Origin of the sequence: Rhodococcus sp. UFZ-B548, from assembly GCF_903819475.1 — a bacterium.
Lineage (GTDB): Bacteria > Actinomycetota > Actinomycetes > Mycobacteriales > Mycobacteriaceae > Rhodococcus_F > Rhodococcus_F erythropolis.
Genome location: NZ_CAIJDS010000002.1, coordinates 353983 through 374659, shown reverse-complemented (window position 1 = coordinate 374659; position 20677 = coordinate 353983). Strand labels below are relative to the sequence as shown.

Genomic DNA, 20677 nt, shown 5'->3' with positions numbered 1-20677 from the left:
GGAGAGTTTTCAGTGGGGCGAACAGCCGAGTCGGTTGCTGCAATCATCAAGGCGTACGACGTGCGCGGCGTGGTCGGTGAGCAGATCGACGAAGATTTTGTCCGCGACGTGGGAGCGTCGTTCGCCCGTCTGGTCCGTGACGAGGCCGGCGCTGCCACGACGGTTGTGATCGGCTACGACATGCGTGCATCGTCGCCCACACTGTCTTCTGCTTTCGGTGACGGCGTGCTCGCTCAAGGACTCGACGTCGTCTACATCGGATTGGCGTCGACCGACGAGCTCTACTTTGCATCCGGTTTGATGAACTGCCCGGGCGCGATGTTCACGGCGAGCCACAATCCGGCCAAGTACAACGGCATCAAGATGTGCCGGGCCGGCGCCAAGCCCGTCGGTCAGGACACCGGCCTGGCAGTCATCTCCGCCGAGGTCGTCTCGGGTGTTCCCGCGTACGACGGACCGGCAGGTACCGCCAGCACGAAGGACGTCCTCGAGGAATACGCGAGCTACCTCCGCGGATTGGTCGACCTGGCTGCGTTACGCCCGATGAAGGTCGCAGTCGATGCAGGAAACGGCATGGGCGGCCATACCGCGCCGGCCGTATTCGGGCCGATGCCTCTCGAAGTCCTCCCGCTCTACTTCGAGCTCGACGGCACGTTCCCCAACCACGAAGCCAATCCGCTCGATCCGGCCAACCTCGTCGACCTGCAGGCCTCCGTGCGTGAGACCGGAGCAGACATCGGCTTGGCTTTCGACGGTGACGCGGACCGTTGCTTCGTCGTCGACGAGAAGGGCGACCCCGTCTCTCCGTCCGCGGTGACGGCACTTGTCGCCAAGCGCGAACTCGCGAAGGAACCGGGCGCGTCGATCATCCACAATCTGATCACGTCGCGGGCAGTGCCCGAACTGGTCGAAGAACTCGGCGGCGTCGCGATCCGTACCCGAGTCGGCCACTCGTTCATCAAGCAGGAGATGGCCGAGACCGGTGCCGTCTTCGGCGGCGAGCACTCAGCTCACTACTACTTCCGCGATTTCTGGGGCGCCGACTCCGGCATGCTCGCGGCGTTGCACGTACTCGCCGCACTGGGCGAGCAGGACCGTCCGCTCTCCGAGTTGATGGCGGAGTACACCCGCTACGCGGCCTCGGGTGAGATCAACTCCACGGTGGCTGACGCGGCCGATCGCACTGCCGCTGTGCTGGCAGCATTCGCGGACCGCACCGAGTCGGTTGACCGCCTCGACGGTGTCACAGTCAGTCTCGAGGGAAATGCCTGGTTCAACTTGCGCGCGTCCAATACCGAGCCTTTGCTGCGACTCAACGTCGAAGCACCCACGTCCGCCGATGTCGACGCATTGGTGAACGAAATTCTGGCGATCGTCCGGGCTTGAATCCGAGTCTGATCGGTTTGTCGGTGAGCCGAAGCCCTGGGATAGTTGGGGGACTATCTCGGGAACGACTGCCTCGGGAACGAGGGCTTTGCCACCACGGACCGCGTAGAGCTGGAATGCTGGATGGTGCGGGAACTGCTAACGGAGAAGGGGGTGCGGTGAGATGACAGCGCCGATGCCGCTTCTCGACCTCGACGACAGCGAGGGTTTGTCGGCTGCCGATTCGGAAGGGCTACTGCGGTCTGTGGCCATGGGGGGCGCGCAGATTCGGGCCACCGCATCGGCCGTCGGCGAGGGTGTGATCTCTCGGCTGGCCGGCCTGCGCCCGCGCAGCGTCGTGCTGATTGCCGGTGCCGGTGGCGCTCGGCACGGAGCCAGGATCGCGCTTGCTCTCGTCGGAGATTCGGTCGGTTGTCCGCTCCTCGTACTCGACCGGACGCCGTCGTGGGCCGGACCGTTGGACGTGATCGTCGTTGCCGGTGACGATGCCGGTGATCCGCGCCTGGTCGAATCCGTCGACAGTGCAGTTCGCCGTGGCGCCGAAGTTGTTGTCGCCGTTCCGGACGAGGGGCCCATGCGGGCTGTGGCGGCCGGGCGCACCATGTCGTTGCCGCCGCGGCTCTACGCCTCGCCGAGGCACACGATGACGCGGTTCCTCGCCGTCTTCCTCGCCGTTGCCGCCGAAATCGAGGGCAAGGGATCGATCGAGGACCGTTCGGCGGTGCTCGGTCGGATCGCCGACGCCGTTGATGCGGAGGCGCTGCGGGACGGGCCGGCCAACGAGGTATTCCACAACCCGGCCAAGTCGTTGGCCACCAGAATGAGCGGCAGGCGAGTCGTTCTATGTGGGAGTGGTTCCGTGACAACAGCACTCGCAGAGTTCTCGAGCGTTTCGCTGATGAGTTCTGGCCTGAATGCCGCTGCCGCCGAGATGTCGGAGGTGATTCGTTCGGCACGAGCTCTGTTCGCGCCGGACGCAGCTTCGCGTGATTCGGTGTTCCACGACCCGTTCTTTCACGATCCGCAACTGGACGGCGCATTGCCGACCCCACCGGCGCGGGCGTTCGTCTTCGCGACGGAATCCACGCGCGGGGAGGCGAGACGCCGGATGGACGCACTGGCCGACGCCGATCTGGTGGTGGCGGCAGACGAAGACCAGACCAACGTGGTGATATCGGAGATGGAGCAGGTATTCGTGTTGGCGTCTCGAGTAGACATGGCCGCGGCGTACGTGCAGTTGACGGGCGGTGCGAAGTAAGTGCGTGAACTCGAAGGTGCACTTCGTTCTTACGCGTGGGGCTCGCGAACGGCAATTGCCGAACTACGCGGTCTTGCGACCCCGTCGAATCATCCCGAAGCGGAGTTGTGGTTGGGCGCGCACCCGGGTGACCCGGCGCGCGTGATCACCGAATCCGGAAGCGAGTCGTTGCTCGAGGTCCTGCACCGCGAACCCGAGCGTGAACTCGGCCGTGAGAACCTCGAGGCATTCGGTGAGCGACTCCCATTCCTGCTCAAGTTGCTTGCGGCGGAAGAACCGCTGTCGCTTCAGGCGCATCCCAGCGCCGTTCAAGCCGACGAGGGTTTTCGTCGTGAGAACGCACTCGGCGTTCCCATGGAATCGCCGATTCGCAACTACAAGGACGGCAGCCACAAGCCCGAACTCGTTGTCGCGCTGAGCAGATTTGAAGCGCTTGCCGGATTCCGCGAGCCGACGCGGACTGTCAAACTGCTGCGCGCTCTGGCCGTCGACGAGTTGGAGCCGTACATCGGTCTGCTCGAAGGCCAACCCGATTCCGACGGACTCCGGGCGTTGTTCACGACATGGATCACGCTGCCGTCTACGGTGCTCGGGACGTTGCTCCCTGCCGTGCTTGCGGGGTGCATCACCTACGTCGCGCACCACGACGCCGAATTCGTGACCGAGATCCGCACCGCGCTGGAATTGAGCGAGGCGTACCCCGGCGACGCCGGCGTTCTGGCGGCACTGCTGCTCAACCGCGTCACACTCGAGCCCGGCCAAGGACTGTTTCTCGCTGCCGGAAATCTCCACGCGTATCTCCATGGACTCGCGGTGGAGATCATGGCCAACTCCGACAACGTGCTGCGCGGCGGGCTGACGCCCAAACACGTCGACGTGCCCGAACTGTTGAGGGTTCTGGACTTCGTCGGGGCCGATATCGAAGTGCTCGATCCGGCCCCGTCATCAGGATCAGGTCAGTCAGGGTCAGGTAGATACGAGTACGTCACGCCCGCACCTGAATTTCGTTTGACGCGTCTGGAGTTCGACTCGAATGCCACCGACCTCGTTGTCGAAGCCGGCGGCCCGCGGATTCTGATCTGCACCGACGGCGCGGTCACTGCGACGTGCGGTGCCGACACTCTCGACCTCGATCGGGGCCGAGCCGCGTGGATTGCTGCCGACGAGCCCGTAGTACACCTGACCACACGAACCCCGACTGCGCAGGTTTTCAGTGCAGTGGTCGGTCGATAGGAATCTCGGTCGATAGCGAGGAGACATTGTGTCGGCTCATGGTGGCAAGAAGGCAATTCTGGCGGCCCTCGGAGCCAATGCCGGAATTGCCGTAGCCAAGTTCGCCGGATTCTTGATCACCGGATCGTCGTCGATGCTCGCCGAATCGGTGCACTCGGTGGCCGACACGTCCAATCAGGGTTTGCTGCTCCTGGGGCAGAAGAAGGCAGAACGTGAGGCAGATCAACTGCACCCGTTCGGTTACGGGCGCAACCGGTACTTCTATTCGTTCGTCGTTGCACTGGTGCTCTTCACCCTCGGTTCGCTGTTCGCGATCTACGAAGGTATTCACAAGATTCAGCATCCGGAAGAACTCAATTCGGCTTTCGTGGCAATCGCGATCCTGTTCATCGCGATCTGCCTGGAGGGCTACAGCTTCCGGACCGCAGCGAAGGAATCACGACCGCTCAAGGGAAATGCGTCGTGGTGGAACTTCATCCGAACCTCTCGTAGCCCGGAACTCCCGGTTGTGCTGCTCGAGGACACCGGCGCATTGATCGGTCTCGTCCTTGCACTCGGCGGCGTCGGCCTCACGATGGTGACCGGAAATCCGGTCTTCGACGGCATCGGAACTCTGTGCATCGGTGTCCTGCTCGGCATCATCGCGGTCATTCTGATCATCGAAATGCAGTCGCTGCTGATCGGTGAGGGCGCAACGGCGGTGGAGACCGAACTGATCCTCAACGCACTGGTCGACGGAACTCGTATCGAACGCGTCATTCATTGCAAGACGCAGTACCTCGGTCCCGAGGAGATCCTTGTTGCTGCCAAGGTTGCGGTGCCGGTCGGATCGACGATCTCGGATGTGGCGACGGCGATCGACGAGGCCGAGTCTCGCGTGCGCGCTGCAGTGCCTGCGGCGCGGGTGATCTACCTCGAGCCGGACCTGGATCGTCTCAGCGCAGGAGATCGCCCTGAAACAGATCTACAGGCTCCCGACAAACCCTGAACAAAGCCGCGCCTGCGGGCTTAGGCTGATGCCATCTCTCTACTTGCCCATGGTGGGACCTGCTGGTCCCCAGCAAGGAGGCGGCAATGGCTGTCAAGGACGAGCAGGCCGGATCTGGACGGTCGAAGCTGTTTCGAACCAAATCGATCGAGCAGTCCATCAAGGACACCGACGAGCCGGAAACCAAACTCCGGAAAGAGCTGAACTCGTGGGATCTCACGGTGTTCGGTGTCGCAGTGGTCATCGGTGCGGGCATCTTCACACTCACGGCTCGGACGGCGGGAAACGTCGCCGGGCCGTCGGTTTCCCTGGCTTTTGTCATCGCGGCAATCGCCTGCGGACTGGCAGCGCTGTGTTACGCCGAGTTCGCGTCGACGGTCCCGGTTGCCGGTAGCGCGTACACGTTCTCGTACGCGACATTCGGCGAATTCGTCGCCTGGATCATCGGCTGGGATCTCATCCTCGAATTCGCCTTGGCGTCTTCGGTGGTGGCAAAAGGCTGGTCGCTGTACCTCGGCGAAGTGATGGGTTCACGCAGCCCGATCGTCGAGTTGGGGCCGATCTCGTTCGACTGGGGTGCGGTGCTGGTGATCGCCGTCATCACGATCCTGCTCGCGACCGGCACAAAACTCTCTTCGAGGGTGTCACTGGTGATCACGGCGATCAAGGTCGCGGTGGTGTTGCTGGTGATCATCGTCGGTCTGTTCTACATCGACACCGACAACTACTCGCCGTACATTCCGCCGTCGGAGCCGGGCTCGACGGGAGAGGGCATCCACCAGTCGTTGTTCTCGTACGTGACCGGGGCCGGTGGCAGCACATTCGGGTGGTACGGATTGCTCGCGGCAGCCAGTCTGGTGTTCTTCGCGTTCATCGGCTTCGACGTCGTCGCCACGACTGCGGAGGAGGCGAAGGAGCCGCAGAAGGCGTTGCCACGCGGCATCCTGGGCTCGCTCTTGATCGTCACGGTTCTGTACGTGGCAGTGACACTCGTGTTGACCGGGATGGTGAAGTACACCGAACTCGAGGGCGATACTTCCAACCTGGCAACGGCATTCGCCTTCCACGACATCATGTGGGCGAAAAACGTCATCTCGTTCGGCGCGTTGGCCGGTCTCACGACCGTGGTGATGGTGCTGATGCTCGGGCAGACCAGGGTGCTCTTCGCGATGGCACGCGACGGTCTGATGCCGCGACGCCTGGCGCCGACCGGCAAGCACGGAACTCCCGTGCGGATCACGATCTTGGTCGGCGTTGTGGTCGCGGTGCTCGCCGGAGTGTTCCCGATCGGCACCCTCGAGGAAATGGTCAATATCGGCACGTTGTTCGCGTTTGTTCTCGTGTCGTTGGGGGTTCTCGTGCTTCGTCGGACGCGGCCGGACCTACCCCGCGGGTTCAGGGTGCCGCTGGTCCCGCTGATCCCGATCCTGGCTGTCCTCGCGTGTCTCTGGTTGATGTTCAACCTGTCGGTGGAGACCTGGATGAGGTTCGTGGTCTGGATGGCCCTCGGTGTTGTCATCTACTTCGCCTACAGCAGGCAGCATTCGTTGATCGGGAAGCGTGAACGCGGCGAAATCGAGTAAATGTACAAAGATTATGATTTGTCTATCACTTGTACAAATAGCGTAGTACTGTCTATCTCAAGGTGAACTGACTCACAGTTGTCGAGTCGGTCCGAATCGAGGAGGTAGACCGTGTCGACGCACGTGAACTCGCAGTCCGGGCAGACACTCCCGCCCGAGCAGTGGCGTGACAAGAAGAGATATCTTTGGCTGCTCGGCCTGGTGCCGCCGACGGCGGTCTTCATTGCCGTCGGATTGGTCGCGTTGTTCAACAGTCTCGGGTGGAACGCGGTCTCGCCGGTGTGGTGGTGGATCGGGCCTTTGCTCGTCTACATCCTGCTCCCGATCCTCGACATCTTCTTCGGTCCGGACGGCGAGAATCCGCCGGACGAGGTGATGGAGCGCCTCGAGAACGACAAGTACTACCGGTACTGCACCTACATCTACATACCGTTCCAGTTGGCCAGCCTGGTCCTGGCCTGCTATCTCTGGTCGGCGACCGACCTGTCCTGGCTCGGAATCGACGGGGGACTGGGGCTGATCTCCAAGATCGGTCTGGCGATCAGTATCGGTTGCGTCGCAGGAATCGGGATCAACACCGCACACGAACTAGGTCACAAGAAGGATGATCTCGAGCGCTGGTTGTCGAAGATCACTCTGGCGCAGTCGTTTTACGGCCACTTCTACATCGAGCACAATCGTGGACACCACGTGCGGGTCGCCACGCCCGAGGACCCGGCGTCGTCTCGCTTCGGCGAGAGCTTCTGGACCTTCCTGCCGCGCAGTGTGTGGGGATCTCTGCGCTCGTCGTGGTCCCTGGAGAAAGCCAGGCTCGATCGACTGGGTAAGAAGCCGTGGACAATTCGCAACGACGTCCTGCATTCGTGGTTGATGTCCGTCGTACTCTTCGGTGTCCTCGTCGCCGTCTTCGGGCTCTCGGTGCTGCCGTTCCTGGTGCTGCAGGCCGTCTTCGGATTCTGCCTGCTCGAAACCGTCAACTACCTCGAACATTACGGACTGAAGCGTCGCCGTCTGGACAGTGGGCGGTACGAGCGCGCCGCACCGGAGCACAGTTGGAACAGCGATCACATCTGCACCAACATCTTCCTGTATCACCTCCAGCGTCACAGTGACCATCATGCGAACCCGACACGTCGTTATCAGACGCTTCGAAGCATGGACGGTGCACCCAACCTGCCCAGTGGGTACGCGAGCATGATCATGCTCGCCTACGTTCCGCCGCTGTGGCGAAAAGTCATGGATCCCAAGGTCCTTGCCCATTACGGCGGTGACATCACGCGAGTCAACGTTCAGCCGTCCAAGCGTGATCGCATTCTCGCCCGGTACGGAGCAGCGTGATGAGCAGCTACCGATGCCCGGTATGTGAATACGTCTACGACGAGTCGAAGGGTGCACCACGAGAAGGGTTTCCGGCAGGAACGCCGTGGGATGCCGTGCCGGACGACTGGTGCTGCCCGGACTGCGGCGTCCGGGAAAAGCTCGACTTCGAACCGATGCCGGCGACGGCGGGGAATGAATCATGAACGACTACAAGCTGTATCAGTGCGCGCAATGCGGATTCGAGTACGACGAGGCAGTCGGCTGGCCGGAGGACGGTATCGAACCGGGAACTCGCTGGGACGACATTCCCGAAGACTGGAGTTGCCCGGACTGCGGCGCGGCGAAGAGCGACTTCTTCATGGTGGAGGTCGAGCGGCGGTGAGTTGCGTCGGCGTCGAACGGACCTGAGCGCGGCGGTAGTGTCGTCACCATGACTTCGACGCCAACTCGTCTGCCGCAGAAAGAAGCGTCGCGCCTGCTGCTGCGTACGTCGGTGCTCGATTCGATGCGTGAGTTGTTGACCGAGCGTGACTGGTCCGAGGTGACGCTGACAGTTCTGGCCAAGCATGCCGGTGTGAGTCGTCAGACGCTCTACAACGAGTTCGGTTCGAGGCAAGGGCTTGCCGAGGCATACGCGCTTCGCCTTGCCGACGGATTCGTCGATGCGGTGGACGAGGCCATGGTGGCGAACGACGGACGTGCAGTCGAGGCACTGACGGCGGGCTTCGGATCGTTTTTCGCCTCCAGCGCAACCGACCCGTTGGTGATCTCTCTGCTCACCGGTGAGGCCAAGCCGGACCTTCTTCGCCTGATCACCACTGACAGCGCGGTCATCATCGAACGCGCGTCGTCGCGGCTTGCGGAGAGCTTCCAGCGAGGGTGGATTCAGGCGTCACCCGCCGATGCCGGGATTCTGGCCAGGGCGATTGCGCGTCTCGGACTCAGCTACATTTCGATGCCGCCGGAGTCCGAGGTTTCGGTGGCGGAGGATCTGGGCACATTGCTCGGGCCCTTCATCGACGTGGCGCGCGAGGGCCGGGCAGCAGAGGGGTGGGCGGGAGAGGGCGTCTAACCGATAGCCTGGTACACCGATAGGCTTGTGCATAGTTTGCACGTCAACCAGGAGAGGCAGATGACGACCTCAGTTTCAACAACGCCCGTGGCCGAGAGCCGTAACGGCATCGACTTCAAAGTTGCAGATCTTTCGCTCGCGGAGTTCGGTCGCAAGGAAATCCGTCTGGCAGAGCACGAGATGCCCGGCCTCATGGCGCTTCGTCGCGAATACGCAGAGGTGTTGCCGCTCAAGGGCGCTCGCGTTTCCGGCTCGCTGCACATGACCATTCAGACCGCGGTTCTGATCGAGACGCTGACGGCGCTCGGCGCCGAGGTCCGCTGGGCTTCGTGCAACATCTTCTCCACGCAGGATCATGCTGCCGCCGCCATCGTCGTCGGTCCGCACGGCACCCCGGAAGAGCCCAAGGGCGTTCCGGTTTTCGCCTGGAAGGGTGAAACCCTCGAAGAGTACTGGTGGGCAGCCGAGCAGATGCTGACCTGGCCGGGCGAGCCCGCCAACATGATTCTCGACGATGGCGGCGACGCCACCATGCTGGTGCTCAAGGGCGCACAGTTCGAGAAGGCCGGCGTCGTGCCGCCGACGGACGACGATCAGGATTCCGACGAGTACAAGGTCTTCCTTGCGCTTCTGCGTCAGTCGCTCGCCGCTGACAAGGGCAAGTGGACTGCGATCGCCGAGTCCGTCCAGGGTGTCACCGAGGAGACCACCACGGGCGTTCTGCGTCTGTACCAGGTTGCCGCTGCCGGCGAACTCACGTTCCCCGCGATCAACGTCAACGACTCGGTCACCAAGAGCAAGTTCGACAACAAGTACGGCACACGCCACTCGCTGCTCGACGGCATCAACCGCGGCACCGACGTTCTGATCGGCGGCAAGGCTGCGCTGGTCTGTGGTTACGGAGACGTCGGCAAGGGTTGTGCCGAGGCACTTCGTGGCCAGGGCGCTCGCGTCGCGGTCACCGAGGTCGACCCCATCAACGCCCTTCAGGCGCTCATGGACGGCTTCGAGGTCAAGACAGTCGAGCAGGCCATCGGCTGGGCCGACATCGTGATCACGTCCACCGGTAACAAGGACATCATCACGTTCGAGCACATGAAGGCCATGAAGCACCAGGCCATCCTGGGCAACATCGGTCACTTCGACAACGAGATCGACATGGCAGGCCTCGAGAAGTCCGGCGACGTCACGCGGATCAACATCAAGCCGCAGGTCGACGAGTTCACCTTCGCCGACGGCCACTCGATCATCGTGCTGTCCGAAGGCCGCCTGCTCAACCTCGGCAACGCGACGGGCCACCCGTCGTTCGTGATGAGCAACAGCTTCTCCAACCAGGTCATCGCACAGATCGAACTGTGGACGAAGCCGGACGAGTACGACAACGAGGTCTACCGCCTCCCGAAGCACCTCGACGAGAAGGTCGCCAAGATCCACGTCGAGGCACTCGGTGGCACGCTGACCAAGCTCACGAAGGATCAGGCTGAGTACATCGGCGTCGACGTCGAAGGCCCGTACAAGCCGGAGCACTACCGCTACTGACCCGGCGATTCGTCGCTGAGAATGTAGTGCCCGCCGTCCCCTGGTCTGCGCAAGCAGGCCGGGGGATAGGCTTGGCCGCCGTGGGAACACTGGTGGCATTGGAAGGCCTCGACGGAGCTGGAAAGCGAACGTTGATCGGCAAAGTGGAGACCGAACTCCGCCGCGGCGGCACGTCGATCGCGACTCTGGATTTTCCGCGGTACGGGAAGTCGATCCACGCGGATCTTGCTGCCGAGGCGCTCAAAGGATCACACGGAGACCTGGCTGAATCCGTGAACGCGATGGCAGTCCTGTTCGCCTTGGACCGCGCCGGTGCTGCGGATCGGATCTCGGAACTGTTGTCCACCAACGACATTGTTCTCCTCGACCGCTACGTTGCCTCCAACGCTGCCTACAACGCGGCGCGCGTGCATCAGAGCGTGGACGGCGAGATGGTCGCCTGGATCCGTGAATTGGAGTTGGGTCGTCTCGCTCTCCCCGCTCCCGACCTGCAGCTGTACCTCGACGTACCGGTAGCTCTGGCCGAGCAGCGCGCCCGCTCCCGTGAGGCCCAAGACGCGTCGCGTCAGCTCGACGCCTACGAGCGCGACGGCGGTCTGCAGGCCAGAACCGGTGAGCTCTACAAGCAGTTGGCAGCGACGAACTGGGCCTCACCCTGGTGGATCGTGGGGCCGGAGACGGACCCGGCCAATCTGGCACGCAGGCTCGCGGATTTCGCGTGATCGGTCACCCTGGCAGCCGGGATTCGAACTTTCCGGCACAGTAGAGGGAAAGACGCGGCACGCCGCACGGCCTCGTAACGGTCTGATTCATCGCTCCGAGATGCAACGATAGGGATATGAAACCAAGGATTCTGGTTGTCGACGACGACACGGCACTCGCCGAGATGCTCACGATCGTGCTGCGTGGTGAGGGTTTTGATCCCTACGTGGTAGGCGACGGAACCCTGGCGCTCGCGGCAGTGCGTGAGACGCGCCCCGATCTCGTCCTGCTCGATCTCATGCTTCCCGGAATGAACGGGATCGACGTATGCCGGGTTCTGCGTGCGGATTCCGGTGTGCCCATCGTGATGTTGACGGCCAAGACCGACACCGTCGACGTCGTGCTCGGCCTCGAATCCGGTGCGGACGACTACATCATGAAGCCGTTCAAGCCGAAGGAATTGGTGGCGCGAGTTCGCGCTCGCCTGCGCCGCACCGAAGAGGAACCGGCCGAGCTGCTGAGCATCGCCGACATCGTGATCGACGTTCCGGCGCACAAGGTCAGCCGCGGCAGCGAGCAGATCTCGCTCACACCACTCGAATTCGACCTGCTGGTCGCGTTGGCGCGCAAGCCGCGCCAGGTGTTCACCCGTGAAGTCCTTCTCGAGCAGGTGTGGGGATACCGCCACGCCGCCGATACCCGTCTGGTGAACGTGCACGTTCAGCGTTTGCGCGCCAAGGTCGAAACTGATCCCGAGAATCCCGAAGTGGTTCTGACGGTCAGGGGGGTCGGCTACAAGGCCGGACCGCCGTGAGCGGAGTTTCCAGGTGGCGTCGTCGTCTCAATCGACGGCTGACGCCATTTCTGCGGTGGTGTCACTCGATGAGCAACACCCTCGCGCACACGTGGCGACGCTCGCTCCAGTTGCGAGTGGTCGTCTCGACTTTGACGTTGTCCTTGATCGTCATCGTCATTCTCGGTGTCGTGCTGACCAGTCAGATCACCGATCGACTGTTGGAAACGAAAATCACCGCGGCGACCGAAGAAATGGACCGTGCCCGCGGCATCGTCGAAGACCAACTCGCGGGCGTCGACGATTCGACGGCGCTCAACGTTCAATTGGAAAGCGCTGCATCCGGACTGACGAGCCGTCGAAACCAGACCTCGGGCCAGGCCTCCGGGTCGGCCGGCACCTTCGACCCGGTGCTCATCGTGCCCGGGGACGGGCCGCGCCAGCCGACGAGTTCGGGACCGGTCGATCAGATCCCCGACAACCTGCGCGAGTTCGTCAAACGCGGCCAGATCAGCTACCAATTCGCGACGGTGTCCAACCCGAACGGTTACTCCGGTCCCGCGCTGATCATCGGTAGCCCCACCGCGTCGTCGATATCGGGACTCGAGCTGTACCTGATCTTCCCGCTCGCAAGCGAAGACCGGAGTCTGTCGCTTGTTCGAAGCACCCTGCTGATCGGTGGAGCCGTGTTGCTGGTGCTCCTGGCTGCGATTTCGCTGTTGGTTGCCAGGCAGGTCGTGCTTCCCATCCGATCGGCCTCACGAATCGCGGTGCGTTTCGCAGACGGCCGACTCAAGGAACGAATGCCGGTCCGCGGCGAGGACGACATGGCGCGCCTGGCCATGTCCTTCAACGAGATGGCCGAGAGTCTGTCCAAACAGATCACCCAGTTGGAGGAGTTCGGCAGTCTCCAGAAACGCTTCACCTCCGATGTCAGCCATGAACTCCGCACACCTCTGACCACGGTCCGCATGGCAGCCGACCTGATCTACGACGGCAGCGAGAACCTCGATCCGATGCTGCGTCGGTCGTCGGAACTGCTTGTCGCCGAACTGGACAGGTTCGAGGGGCTTCTGGCGGACCTCCTCGAGATCTCCCGCCACGACGCCGGTGTCGCGGAACTCGCATCCGAACAACTCGACGTGCGTATGTGTGCGCGAGCGGCCGTTTCCACGGTTCGCCATCTCGCCCGCGAATCCGGCACCGAATTGATCGTGGACATGCCGGACGAGCCCGTCATGGCAGATGTCGATCCGCGCCGCGTCGAACGCATCCTGCGAAATCTCCTGGCCAACGCCATCGACCACGGTGAGGGGAAGCCGATTCTGCTTCGCCTTCGCGCCGACGACAATGCCCTCGCCTTCATCGTCCGCGACAGTGGCGTCGGGTTGCGTCCGGGCGAGGAGAAGTTGGTCTTCAACCGGTTCTGGCGATCGGACCCGTCCCGCGTGCGCCGCAGTGGCGGCACCGGACTCGGCCTCGCGATCAGCGTCGAAGACGCGAATCTGCACGACGGCAAGCTCGAGGCCTGGGGCGAACCGGGAGTCGGCGCCTGCTTCCGGCTGACGCTCTCGCGCACCCGTGGCAAGAAAGTCGTGTCGAGCCCACTGCCTCTCAAGCCGACGACCACAAAGTTCGTCCGCACCCCGAGCGAAGCCGACATCGTCGCCGATACCGTCGGCGAGGTCACGTCGTCCCTGCCGACTCCGCGCGAATCGGACTCGCGGAACGAGTCCAACGGTGGGGATCGATCATGATCGGAACCCGCCGCCGTCTGGCACTTCTCGCAACGACGCTCAGCGTGCTGTTGCTGACCGGCGCGTGCACGAGTTTGCCGGAATCCTCCTCGCCGCAGGCAATCGGAACTCTGGCAACCGCTGTGCCCGGAACCTCCGTCGAATCACCGGCATCGGGGCGAGAGCCGGACTTGCTGGTACGTGACTTCGTCAAGGCGAGTACCGATCCGTCCAACCGGCATGCCGCAGCCCGTCAGTACCTCACCAAAGACGCGTCGGCGCGCTGGGACGACGCGGCCAGTGCCGTCATCGTCGACAAGATCGACACCCTGTCGGCGTCGCGAACCAGTTCCGAAGCGGTGTACACGATTCGTGTGGACAAGGTCGGTCGCCTCGACCCCGGCGGGCTGTACGTCCCCGAAGAGGGCAGCTTCGAAGCGAAGATGACGCTGACGTTGACCGATGGCGAATGGCGTATCAGCGATCTGCCACCCGGCGTGATCATGGAGCGTCCGCAGTTCCTCGGCGCATATCAGCGGAAGTCGTTGTTCTTCCTCGACCCGACCAGCCAGACAGTCGTCCCCGACCTTCGCTGGATCTCCGGCGGACAGGACCAGGTGGCAGCTCAGCTGATCGGCCTGATGATCGACGGACCGAAGGCAGCGCTGGCGCCGGCTGTACGAAACGAACTCGGCAATGGCGTGTCGGTGATCGGTCCGATCACCAAGGCCGACGGCAAGCCGGGACAGGTCGGAGTCGGTCTCGGCGGTGTGCGCATCAACTTCCGTCTGGACAACCCGATGGATGCTGCGACGCGCGGTTTGTTTGCAGCGCAAGTCATCTGGACGCTCGCCAATGCCGATGTCGCGGGACCGTACGTTCTGGAGATCGACGGCGAACCGCTGGACGCTGCTCATGCGGAAGGCTGGACCACCGCCGACGTCGCGTCGACCAACCCGCTGGCCACCACGAGTGCGACCGTCGGACTGCACGCACTGCGCAACGGTTCACTGGTGAGCGTCAGCGAGCAGGAGGCGACTCCGGTGCCCGGTTTCGCGGGCAATGCGGGCAACCTCACGGCGGCTGCACTCTCGCGGGACGGCAAGTTGGTAGCAGCCGTCGCAGACACGGCTCGGCCGGATCCAGCCACCCGGTTCGACTTGTCGCTCGGTACATACGGCGATGGTTCCGCTCCGGTGCTCGAAGGCAGCGCCATCACCCGACCTTCGTGGGAGCTGGACAACAACGCGGTCTGGGCGGCGGTGAACGGCAATACCGTCGTTCGGGTCGTCCGCGAACCAGGAACCGGTCGGGTGTCGGTCACCAACGTCGATGTCGGGGCCTTGACGTCGGTCGGCTCCACGATCTCGGAATTGCGTCTCTCTCGCGACGGCGTGCGAGCCGCGATGATCATCGACGGCAAGGTCTACCTGGCCGTGGTCGTGCGCACACCCAGCGGGGTCTACGCCCTGACGAGTCCGCGTGCGGTGGCGTCCGGCTTGGGCAGTACCGCGCTCTCACTCGACTGGAGCAACAGCGACACCATCGTGATCGCGCGCAGTGGAGCCGACATACCGGTCGTCCAGGTCGCCATAGACGGTTCGCGAATGGACGCGCTGCCGAGTGGAAACCTGACCGCTCCCGTCACCTCCGTGGATGCGTCGCCGACCACCGAGTACGTCGCCGACGCGCGTGCGGTGTTCCAACTGAACAACAACGACCCCGCCGGGGATCGACGCTGGCGTGAAGTGACTGTGCTGACCGGACAGAAGGCGATTCCGGTTCTACCTGGCTGACGTCTCTGTGCTCTGGTGCATGTCGGTGCTCTGATGCATGTCGGTGCTCTGATTCATGATTCGGCCATGGGGGACAAGAAATTCGGTGCCGGATTGCTCGATCTGCTGTTGCCACGCGAGTGTGGTGGGTGTGGCCGCACGGGGACACTGTGGTGCGGTGAGTGCGCGGAACTGCTGCGTGACCATCCGGTTCAATTGAGTCCGCGCGTAGACCCGGGCGTGCCGGTCTGGGCACTCGGCCGCTACGACGGCCCCAGGCGGCGCAGTGTGATCGAGATGAAGGAACGGGGTCGTCGAGACCTCGCGACGCCTCTGGGGATCGCTGTGGCCGGCGCATTGGCCACTCTGGAACGGTGGGGCGAGGTCGGCGGCGGGGGTCGTACGCCGATCATGCTGGTGCCTGCTCCCACACGCGCCCGAGCGGCGCGTTCTCGCGGGGGTGATCCGGTTCGCCGGATAGCCGAGAGTGTGCGCGAAAAGCGGGAAGTTGGTTCTGTCGAGGGGTGTCCGGTAGGTGTCTGTCCGATTCTCCGGATGACGCGAGGCGTACGTGACTCGGTCGGACTGTCCGCGGCCGACCGGGTGACCAATGTGAACGGTCATGTGTCTCTCGACACCACTGCAGTCTCTTCGATTGTCGGGGACGGCGACATCGTCCTGCTCGACGACGTCCTGACCACGGGAGCGACTGCGGCAGAGTCGGTTCGGGCTCTCGCGCTCAGTGGGATTCGGACAACTCTCGTGCTTGTTCTTGCAGGGGCTTAGATGAATTTCGTTGGAACAGTGGCACTCGCGCGCGTTACGTACTAGCGTCGGCGGCACACCCGAAAATACTGGTAGGAGGTGGTACTTCGATACTGGTGCCGGGCGGATCCCCTCTCGGTACTTGCAGAATTTGCCGCCGCCCACCGTGGGGCGGGGCCGTAATTGGGAGGTACGAGTGACGACCCCTTCGCAAGCCTCGTTTTTCATCGAGGACGCCACCATCGAGCGTTCCGAGAATGCCGCAGCTCCGAGATCCGACGTCGTAGTCAAGGGACGAAATGTCGAGATCCCCGATCACTTCCGAATCTACGTTTCGGAAAAGCTGGCGCGACTCGAACACTTCGACCCCTCCATATTCCACTTCGACGTGGAACTTCAACATGAACGCAACCGACGACAGGCCAAGAGTTGCCAGCGCGTCGAGATCACCGCTCGAGGTAAAGGCCCGGTGGCCCGAGCCGAAGCGTCCGCAGACAGCTTCTACGCCGCCTTCGAATCGGTGATCGACAAGCTCGAAAGCCGCCTCCGTCGAACCAAGGACCGCAAGAAGGTCCATTACGGCGACAAGCGACCGGTGTCCGTCGCGGAGGCAACCGCCTCCCTCGTCGACGCAGACTCGCTCGGAGTCACACCGGACATTTCGCTGAACGGCCAAGAGCCGGACGAGTACGACGGCCCGGGACGCGTGGTCCGCACGAAGGATCACCCGGCCGAGCCGATGACCATCGACGACGCTCTGTACGAGATGGAACTGGTCGGACACGACTTCTTTCTCTTCCATGACAAGGAGTCGGACAAGCCGTCCGTCGTCTACCGTCGTCACGCTTTCGACTACGGATTGATCCGCCTGACATGACCCAATCGGTGGTGGGTTTGCTCGCTCGCCGCCGGTAGCGCCTACCATGGAATCCGGCCGGAGTTTTCGGACCCCGGCCGGATTTTCAGTGTGTGACCCCTGTCGCCGAAGATTGAGGACGAAGAAGACTGTGCCGTCGCTGTCGCTATCGAAGCTGCTCCGTGTTGGTGAAGGTCGCATGGTCAAGCGGCTCAAGCACATCGCCGAGCATGTGGAATCTCTGTCGCCCGATGTCGAAGGCCTGACAGACGAGCAACTCAAAGCCAAGACCACCGAGTTCCGTGAGCGCTACGCCGCCGGGGAAACCCTCGACGAGTTGCTGCCCGAGGCATTCTCCGTGGCCCGCGAGGCGTCGTGGCGCGTGATCGACCAGAAGCACTTCCACGTGCAGATCATGGGCGGCGCGGCCTTGCACTTCGGCAACGTCGCCGAGATGAAGACCGGTGAGGGCAAGACCCTGACCTGTGTTCTTCCGGCATACCTCAACGCGATCGCCGGCGACGGCGTCCACGTGGTCACGGTCAACGACTACCTCGCCAAGCGTGACTCCGAGTGGATGGGTCGCGTTCACCGCGCCCTCGGTCTCGAGACCAGTGTGATTCTCTCGGGTATGACGCCGGCCGAGCGCCGCGTCGCCTACGCAGCCGACATCACGTACGGCACCAACAACGAGTTCGGCTTCGACTACCTGCGCGACAACATGACGCATTCGCTGGACGACCTGGTCCAGCGTGGCCACGCGTTTGCCATCGTCGACGAGGTCGACTCGATCCTCATCGACGAAGCCCGAACCCCGCTCATCATCTCGGGCCCCGCCGACGGCTCCAGCAAGTGGTACAGCGAGTTCGCTCGCATCGCGCCGCTGCTGAAGAAGGACGTCCACTACGAGGTCGACATCCGCAAGCGCACCATCGGTGTGCACGAGGCGGGCGTCGAACTGGTCGAGGACCAGCTCGGTATCGACAACCTGTACGAAGCCGCGAATTCTCCGCTGGTGAGCTACTTGAACAATGCGATCAAGGCCAAAGAGCTCTACACCAAGGACAAGGACTACATCGTCCGCGACGGTGAGGTCATCATCGTCGACGAGTTCACCGGCCGCGTGCTGGTCGGCCGTCGCTACAACGAGGGCATGCACCAGGCGATCGAGGCCAAGGAGAAGGTGGAGATCAAGGCGGAGAATCAGACTCTCGCCACCATCACGCTGCAGAACTACTTCCGTTTGTACGACAAGTTGTCGGGCATGACGGGTACCGCCGAGACGGAAGCTGCCGAGCTTCACCAGACTTACACCCTCGGTGTGATCCCGATCCCGACCAACCGTCCGATGGTCCGAGTCGACAACGGCGACCTCATCTACAAGACCGAGGAAGCCAAGTTCGACGCGGTGGTCGACGATGTCGTCGAGCGCCACGAGAACGGCCAGCCCGTCCTGATCGGTACCACCAGCGTCGAGCGCTCGGAGTACCTGTCCAAGCAGTTCACCAAGCGCGGCGTTGCACACAACGTCCTCAACGCGAAGTTCCACGAGAAGGAAGCGACCATCATCGCCGAGGCCGGTCGCTCCGGTGCGGTCACCGTCGCGACCAACATGGCCGGCCGCGGTACCGACGTCGTTCTCGGTGGTAACCCGGACATCATCGCGGACATCGCGCTGCGCAAGAAGGGCCTCGATCCGGTCACGACGCCGGACGAGTACGAAGCAGCCTGGGACGCAGTCCTGGACGAGGTCAAGGCTGAGGTCAAGGCAGACGCGGAGAAGGTCCGCGACGCCGGCGGCCTGTACGTTCTGGGTACCGAGCGTCACGAATCGCGTCGTATCGACAACCAGTTGCGCGGTCGTTCCGGACGTCAGGGTGATCCCGGCGAATCGCGGTTCTACCTTTCGCTCGGTGACGAGCTCATGCGTCGCTTCAACGGTTCGGCCCTCGAGTCGATCATGACGCGCCTCAACCTTCCCGACGACGTCCCGATCGAAGCCAAGATGGTCTCGAAGGCCATCAAGAGCGCTCAGACTCAGGTCGAGCAGCAGAACTTCGAAATTCGCAAGAATGTCCTCAAGTACGACGAGGTCATGAACCAGCAGCGAACGGTCATCTACAAGGAGCGCCGCCAGATCCTCGAGGGTGAGGACATGGAGGGCCAGGTCGAGCAGATGATCACTGACGTGGTCACCGCCTACGTCGACGGTGCCACCGCCGAGGGATACGTCGAGGACTGGGATCTCGAGCAGCTGTGGACCGCGCTCAAGACGCTCTACCCGGTCGGCATCGATCACAAGACGTTGGCAGGGGAGGACGGCGCAGGCATCAACAGTGACCTGAGCCGTGACGACCTGCGAACCGCTTTGCTCGAAGACGCCCACGCGGCGTACAAGAAGCGCGAAGCCGAGATCGATGCGATCGCCGGCGAAAACGGTATGCGTGAACTCGAGCGTCGTGTCTTCCTCTCGGTCCTGGACCGCAAGTGGCGAGAGCATCTCTACGAGATGGATTACCTCAAGGAGGGAATCGGTCTGCGTGCGATGGCCCAGCGCGATCCGCTGGTCGAGTACCAGCGCGAGGGTTACGACATGTTCATCGGCATGCTCGACGGATTGAAGGAAGAGTCCGTCGGATTCCTCTTCAACTTGCAGGTCGAGGCAGCTCCGGCGCAGCCCGCGAGCGGAATCTCCGTCACGGCCGGCTCGGCCGCTGCGGCGTCCGCCACGGCGCCCAAGCCGCTCCCGACGCAGGAAGCCGCAGCCAGGACAACCGGAACTGCTGCCCCGACGGCGTTGCGCGCCAAGGGACTTGACGACGAAGGTCCGTCGCGATTGACGTACACCGGCCCGGACGAGGACGGCAAGGCGAAGGCAACGCGTGACTCGGCCGCCGACTCCGGTGACGGGGCCGCCTCGCGCCGCGAACGTCGTGAAGCAGCACGGACGCAGTCGAAGAGCAATCGAGCTCCGAAGTCCAAGCGCAAGCGCTGAGGTTCAGTACAGCTGAGCTACCAGCGCAGTTAGTGCTCAGCAGGCTGGACGGTCACACCACGTGTAGTGCGGTGACCGTCCAGCCTGTTCCGTCTGTATGGTCGATCCGACCCGCGACGGCAAATGTCTGCGTGCCTCGTGTGTACGTCGCACAGACTTCGGCGGTACTCTTCGACACTGCTTGAACGTGGGTGCGGTGAACGGCCGCGCCGCCCAGCTTCCGGGCCGAGAATTCCGAAGTATAAAGTCGCGCAACAACTTCCAGGACGGACGGCGTCAATACGCCCTTGAGTTGCCGCGGATTTCGTCGCCGGTCGACGGTTTCGAGAACCAGGCGAAGCGATCGGTTCCAGAAGATGTCGGCACCCGCCAACTGCGGTTCCAGCACGTGAGTGAAACCGGCACTGGGCGACGTCCCGTTGTGTGGCGACTTTCGTGGGCGACGCAGCATTCGGTCTGTTCGGCACTGCGCTCGGTCGGGTCGGCACTGCGGCCGCGTAAGCGCGACGGTATGCGCGTGAGGCTCGAATTGTGGTGCCGGCTCGAGAATGATTGTGCAGTCCTGCTCCATGACATCCCCCCGGATGATCGTGCGTCCGAGGTGGTCGTCTCGGACTTCGCTCCCCCGAGCGATGGTGAGAAGCATGACACGAAACGCTCGAGATGTCGCCGTGAT

General features: G+C 63.0%; 18 protein-coding genes. 17 read left to right on the top strand and 1 reads right to left on the bottom strand.

Translation table 11 applies throughout. The annotated features are described in order from the left end of the window. The first annotated feature begins 12 nt into the window (after positions 1 to 12). From H7C86_RS04555 to secA, 17 genes are all read left to right on the top strand, one after another. The gene (locus H7C86_RS04555; RefSeq protein WP_182261151.1) at positions 13 to 1386 is read left to right on the top strand and encodes a phosphomannomutase/phosphoglucomutase; all 1374 of its coding nucleotides are present in this window, start codon (positions 13 to 15) and stop codon (positions 1384 to 1386) included. 163 nt (positions 1387 to 1549) lie between these two features. Then, on the top strand, positions 1550 to 2644 hold the full coding sequence (locus tag H7C86_RS04550; RefSeq protein ID WP_021332559.1) for a hypothetical protein: 1095 nt from the start codon (positions 1550 to 1552) through the stop codon (positions 2642 to 2644). Beyond that, positions 2645 to 3877, top strand: coding sequence for a mannose-6-phosphate isomerase, class I (manA, locus tag H7C86_RS04545; RefSeq protein ID WP_020907101.1), 1233 nt, complete (start codon positions 2645 to 2647; stop codon positions 3875 to 3877). A gap of 28 nt (positions 3878 to 3905) precedes the next feature. Next, positions 3906 to 4865: a cation diffusion facilitator family transporter gene (locus tag H7C86_RS04540; RefSeq protein WP_019747775.1), complete on the top strand. Its 960-nt coding sequence runs from the start codon at positions 3906 to 3908 to the stop codon at positions 4863 to 4865. An 86-nt stretch (positions 4866 to 4951) separates the two neighbouring features. After that, the gene (locus H7C86_RS04535; protein WP_182261150.1) at positions 4952 to 6448 is read left to right on the top strand and encodes an amino acid permease; all 1497 of its coding nucleotides are present in this window, start codon (positions 4952 to 4954) and stop codon (positions 6446 to 6448) included. Positions 6449 to 6559: 111 nt separating this feature from the next. After that, a complete protein-coding gene (locus tag H7C86_RS04530) occupies positions 6560 to 7786 on the top strand; it encodes an alkane 1-monooxygenase (RefSeq protein ID WP_020907102.1) in 1227 nt (408 codons plus the stop codon). Continuing rightward, positions 7786 to 7971, top strand: a complete 186-nt coding sequence (locus tag H7C86_RS04525) for a rubredoxin (protein ID WP_081098345.1) — start codon at positions 7786 to 7788, stop codon at positions 7969 to 7971. The genes H7C86_RS04530 and H7C86_RS04525 overlap by 1 nt, the downstream gene beginning before the upstream one ends. Continuing rightward, positions 7968 to 8150 (top strand): rubredoxin, encoded by a 183-nt coding sequence (locus H7C86_RS04520; protein WP_003940894.1) that lies wholly within the window; start codon positions 7968 to 7970, stop codon positions 8148 to 8150. The genes H7C86_RS04525 and H7C86_RS04520 overlap by 4 nt, the downstream gene beginning before the upstream one ends. Positions 8151 to 8198: 48 nt before the next feature. After that, positions 8199 to 8840 (top strand): TetR family transcriptional regulator, encoded by a 642-nt coding sequence (locus H7C86_RS04515; protein ID WP_182261149.1) that lies wholly within the window; start codon positions 8199 to 8201, stop codon positions 8838 to 8840. Between the two features lie 60 nt (positions 8841 to 8900). Then, complete coding sequence (gene ahcY / locus H7C86_RS04510; RefSeq protein WP_021332564.1) at positions 8901 to 10379, top strand: adenosylhomocysteinase; 1479 nt, start codon at positions 8901 to 8903, stop codon at positions 10377 to 10379. Between the two features lie 80 nt (positions 10380 to 10459). Further along, complete coding sequence (locus H7C86_RS04505) at positions 10460 to 11101, top strand: dTMP kinase (protein ID WP_182261148.1); 642 nt, start codon at positions 10460 to 10462, stop codon at positions 11099 to 11101. A 116-nt stretch (positions 11102 to 11217) separates the two neighbouring features. After that, entirely contained in the window at positions 11218 to 11895 is a 678-nt protein-coding gene (gene mtrA, locus H7C86_RS04500; protein ID WP_003941013.1) for an MtrAB system response regulator MtrA, read from the top strand. Then, positions 11892 to 13631: an MtrAB system histidine kinase MtrB gene (gene mtrB, locus H7C86_RS04495; protein ID WP_019747781.1), complete on the top strand. Its 1740-nt coding sequence runs from the start codon at positions 11892 to 11894 to the stop codon at positions 13629 to 13631. Before mtrA ends, mtrB begins: the two co-directional genes overlap by 4 nt. Next, positions 13628 to 15406, top strand: coding sequence for an MtrAB system accessory lipoprotein LpqB (gene lpqB, locus H7C86_RS04490; protein ID WP_182261147.1), 1779 nt, complete (start codon positions 13628 to 13630; stop codon positions 15404 to 15406). Before mtrB ends, lpqB begins: the two co-directional genes overlap by 4 nt. Before the next feature lie 33 nt (positions 15407 to 15439). After that, complete coding sequence (locus H7C86_RS04485) at positions 15440 to 16171, top strand: ComF family protein (RefSeq protein ID WP_182261146.1); 732 nt, start codon at positions 15440 to 15442, stop codon at positions 16169 to 16171. Positions 16172 to 16346: 175 nt separating this feature from the next. Further along, a complete protein-coding gene (hpf, locus tag H7C86_RS04480; RefSeq protein WP_003940893.1) occupies positions 16347 to 17027 on the top strand; it encodes a ribosome hibernation-promoting factor, HPF/YfiA family in 681 nt (226 codons plus the stop codon). A 130-nt stretch (positions 17028 to 17157) separates the two neighbouring features. Further along, positions 17158 to 20001, top strand: a complete 2844-nt coding sequence (secA, locus tag H7C86_RS04475) for a preprotein translocase subunit SecA (RefSeq protein ID WP_019747784.1) — start codon at positions 17158 to 17160, stop codon at positions 19999 to 20001. Between the two features lie 52 nt (positions 20002 to 20053). Here secA and H7C86_RS04470 read toward each other — a convergent pair whose 3' ends face one another. Then, positions 20054 to 20647, bottom strand: a complete 594-nt coding sequence (locus tag H7C86_RS04470; protein WP_020969220.1) for an Rv3235 family protein — start codon at positions 20645 to 20647, stop codon at positions 20054 to 20056. Positions 20648 to 20677 lie beyond the last annotated feature (30 nt).

Excerpts from the sequence above, each read along its gene's own strand:
- H7C86_RS04550 (WP_021332559.1), top strand. The coding sequence starts at position 1,550 with ATGACAGCGCCGATGCCGCTTCTCGACCTCGACGACAGCGAGGGTTTG.
- H7C86_RS04535 (WP_182261150.1), top strand. The coding sequence starts at position 4,952 with ATGGCTGTCAAGGACGAGCAGGCCGGATCTGGACGGTCGAAGCTGTTT.
- H7C86_RS04525 (WP_081098345.1), top strand. The coding sequence starts at position 7,786 with ATGAGCAGCTACCGATGCCCGGTATGTGAATACGTCTACGACGAGTCG.
- H7C86_RS04520 (WP_003940894.1), top strand. The coding sequence starts at position 7,968 with ATGAACGACTACAAGCTGTATCAGTGCGCGCAATGCGGATTCGAGTAC.
- H7C86_RS04515 (WP_182261149.1), top strand. The coding sequence starts at position 8,199 with ATGACTTCGACGCCAACTCGTCTGCCGCAGAAAGAAGCGTCGCGCCTG.
- ahcY (WP_021332564.1), top strand. The coding sequence starts at position 8,901 with ATGACGACCTCAGTTTCAACAACGCCCGTGGCCGAGAGCCGTAACGGC.
- mtrA (WP_003941013.1), top strand. The coding sequence starts at position 11,218 with ATGAAACCAAGGATTCTGGTTGTCGACGACGACACGGCACTCGCCGAG.
- lpqB (WP_182261147.1), top strand. The coding sequence starts at position 13,628 with ATGATCGGAACCCGCCGCCGTCTGGCACTTCTCGCAACGACGCTCAGC.
- H7C86_RS04485 (WP_182261146.1), top strand. The coding sequence starts at position 15,440 with ATGCATGTCGGTGCTCTGATTCATGATTCGGCCATGGGGGACAAGAAA.
- H7C86_RS04470 (WP_020969220.1), bottom strand. The coding sequence starts at position 20,647 with ATGCTTCTCACCATCGCTCGGGGGAGCGAAGTCCGAGACGACCACCTC.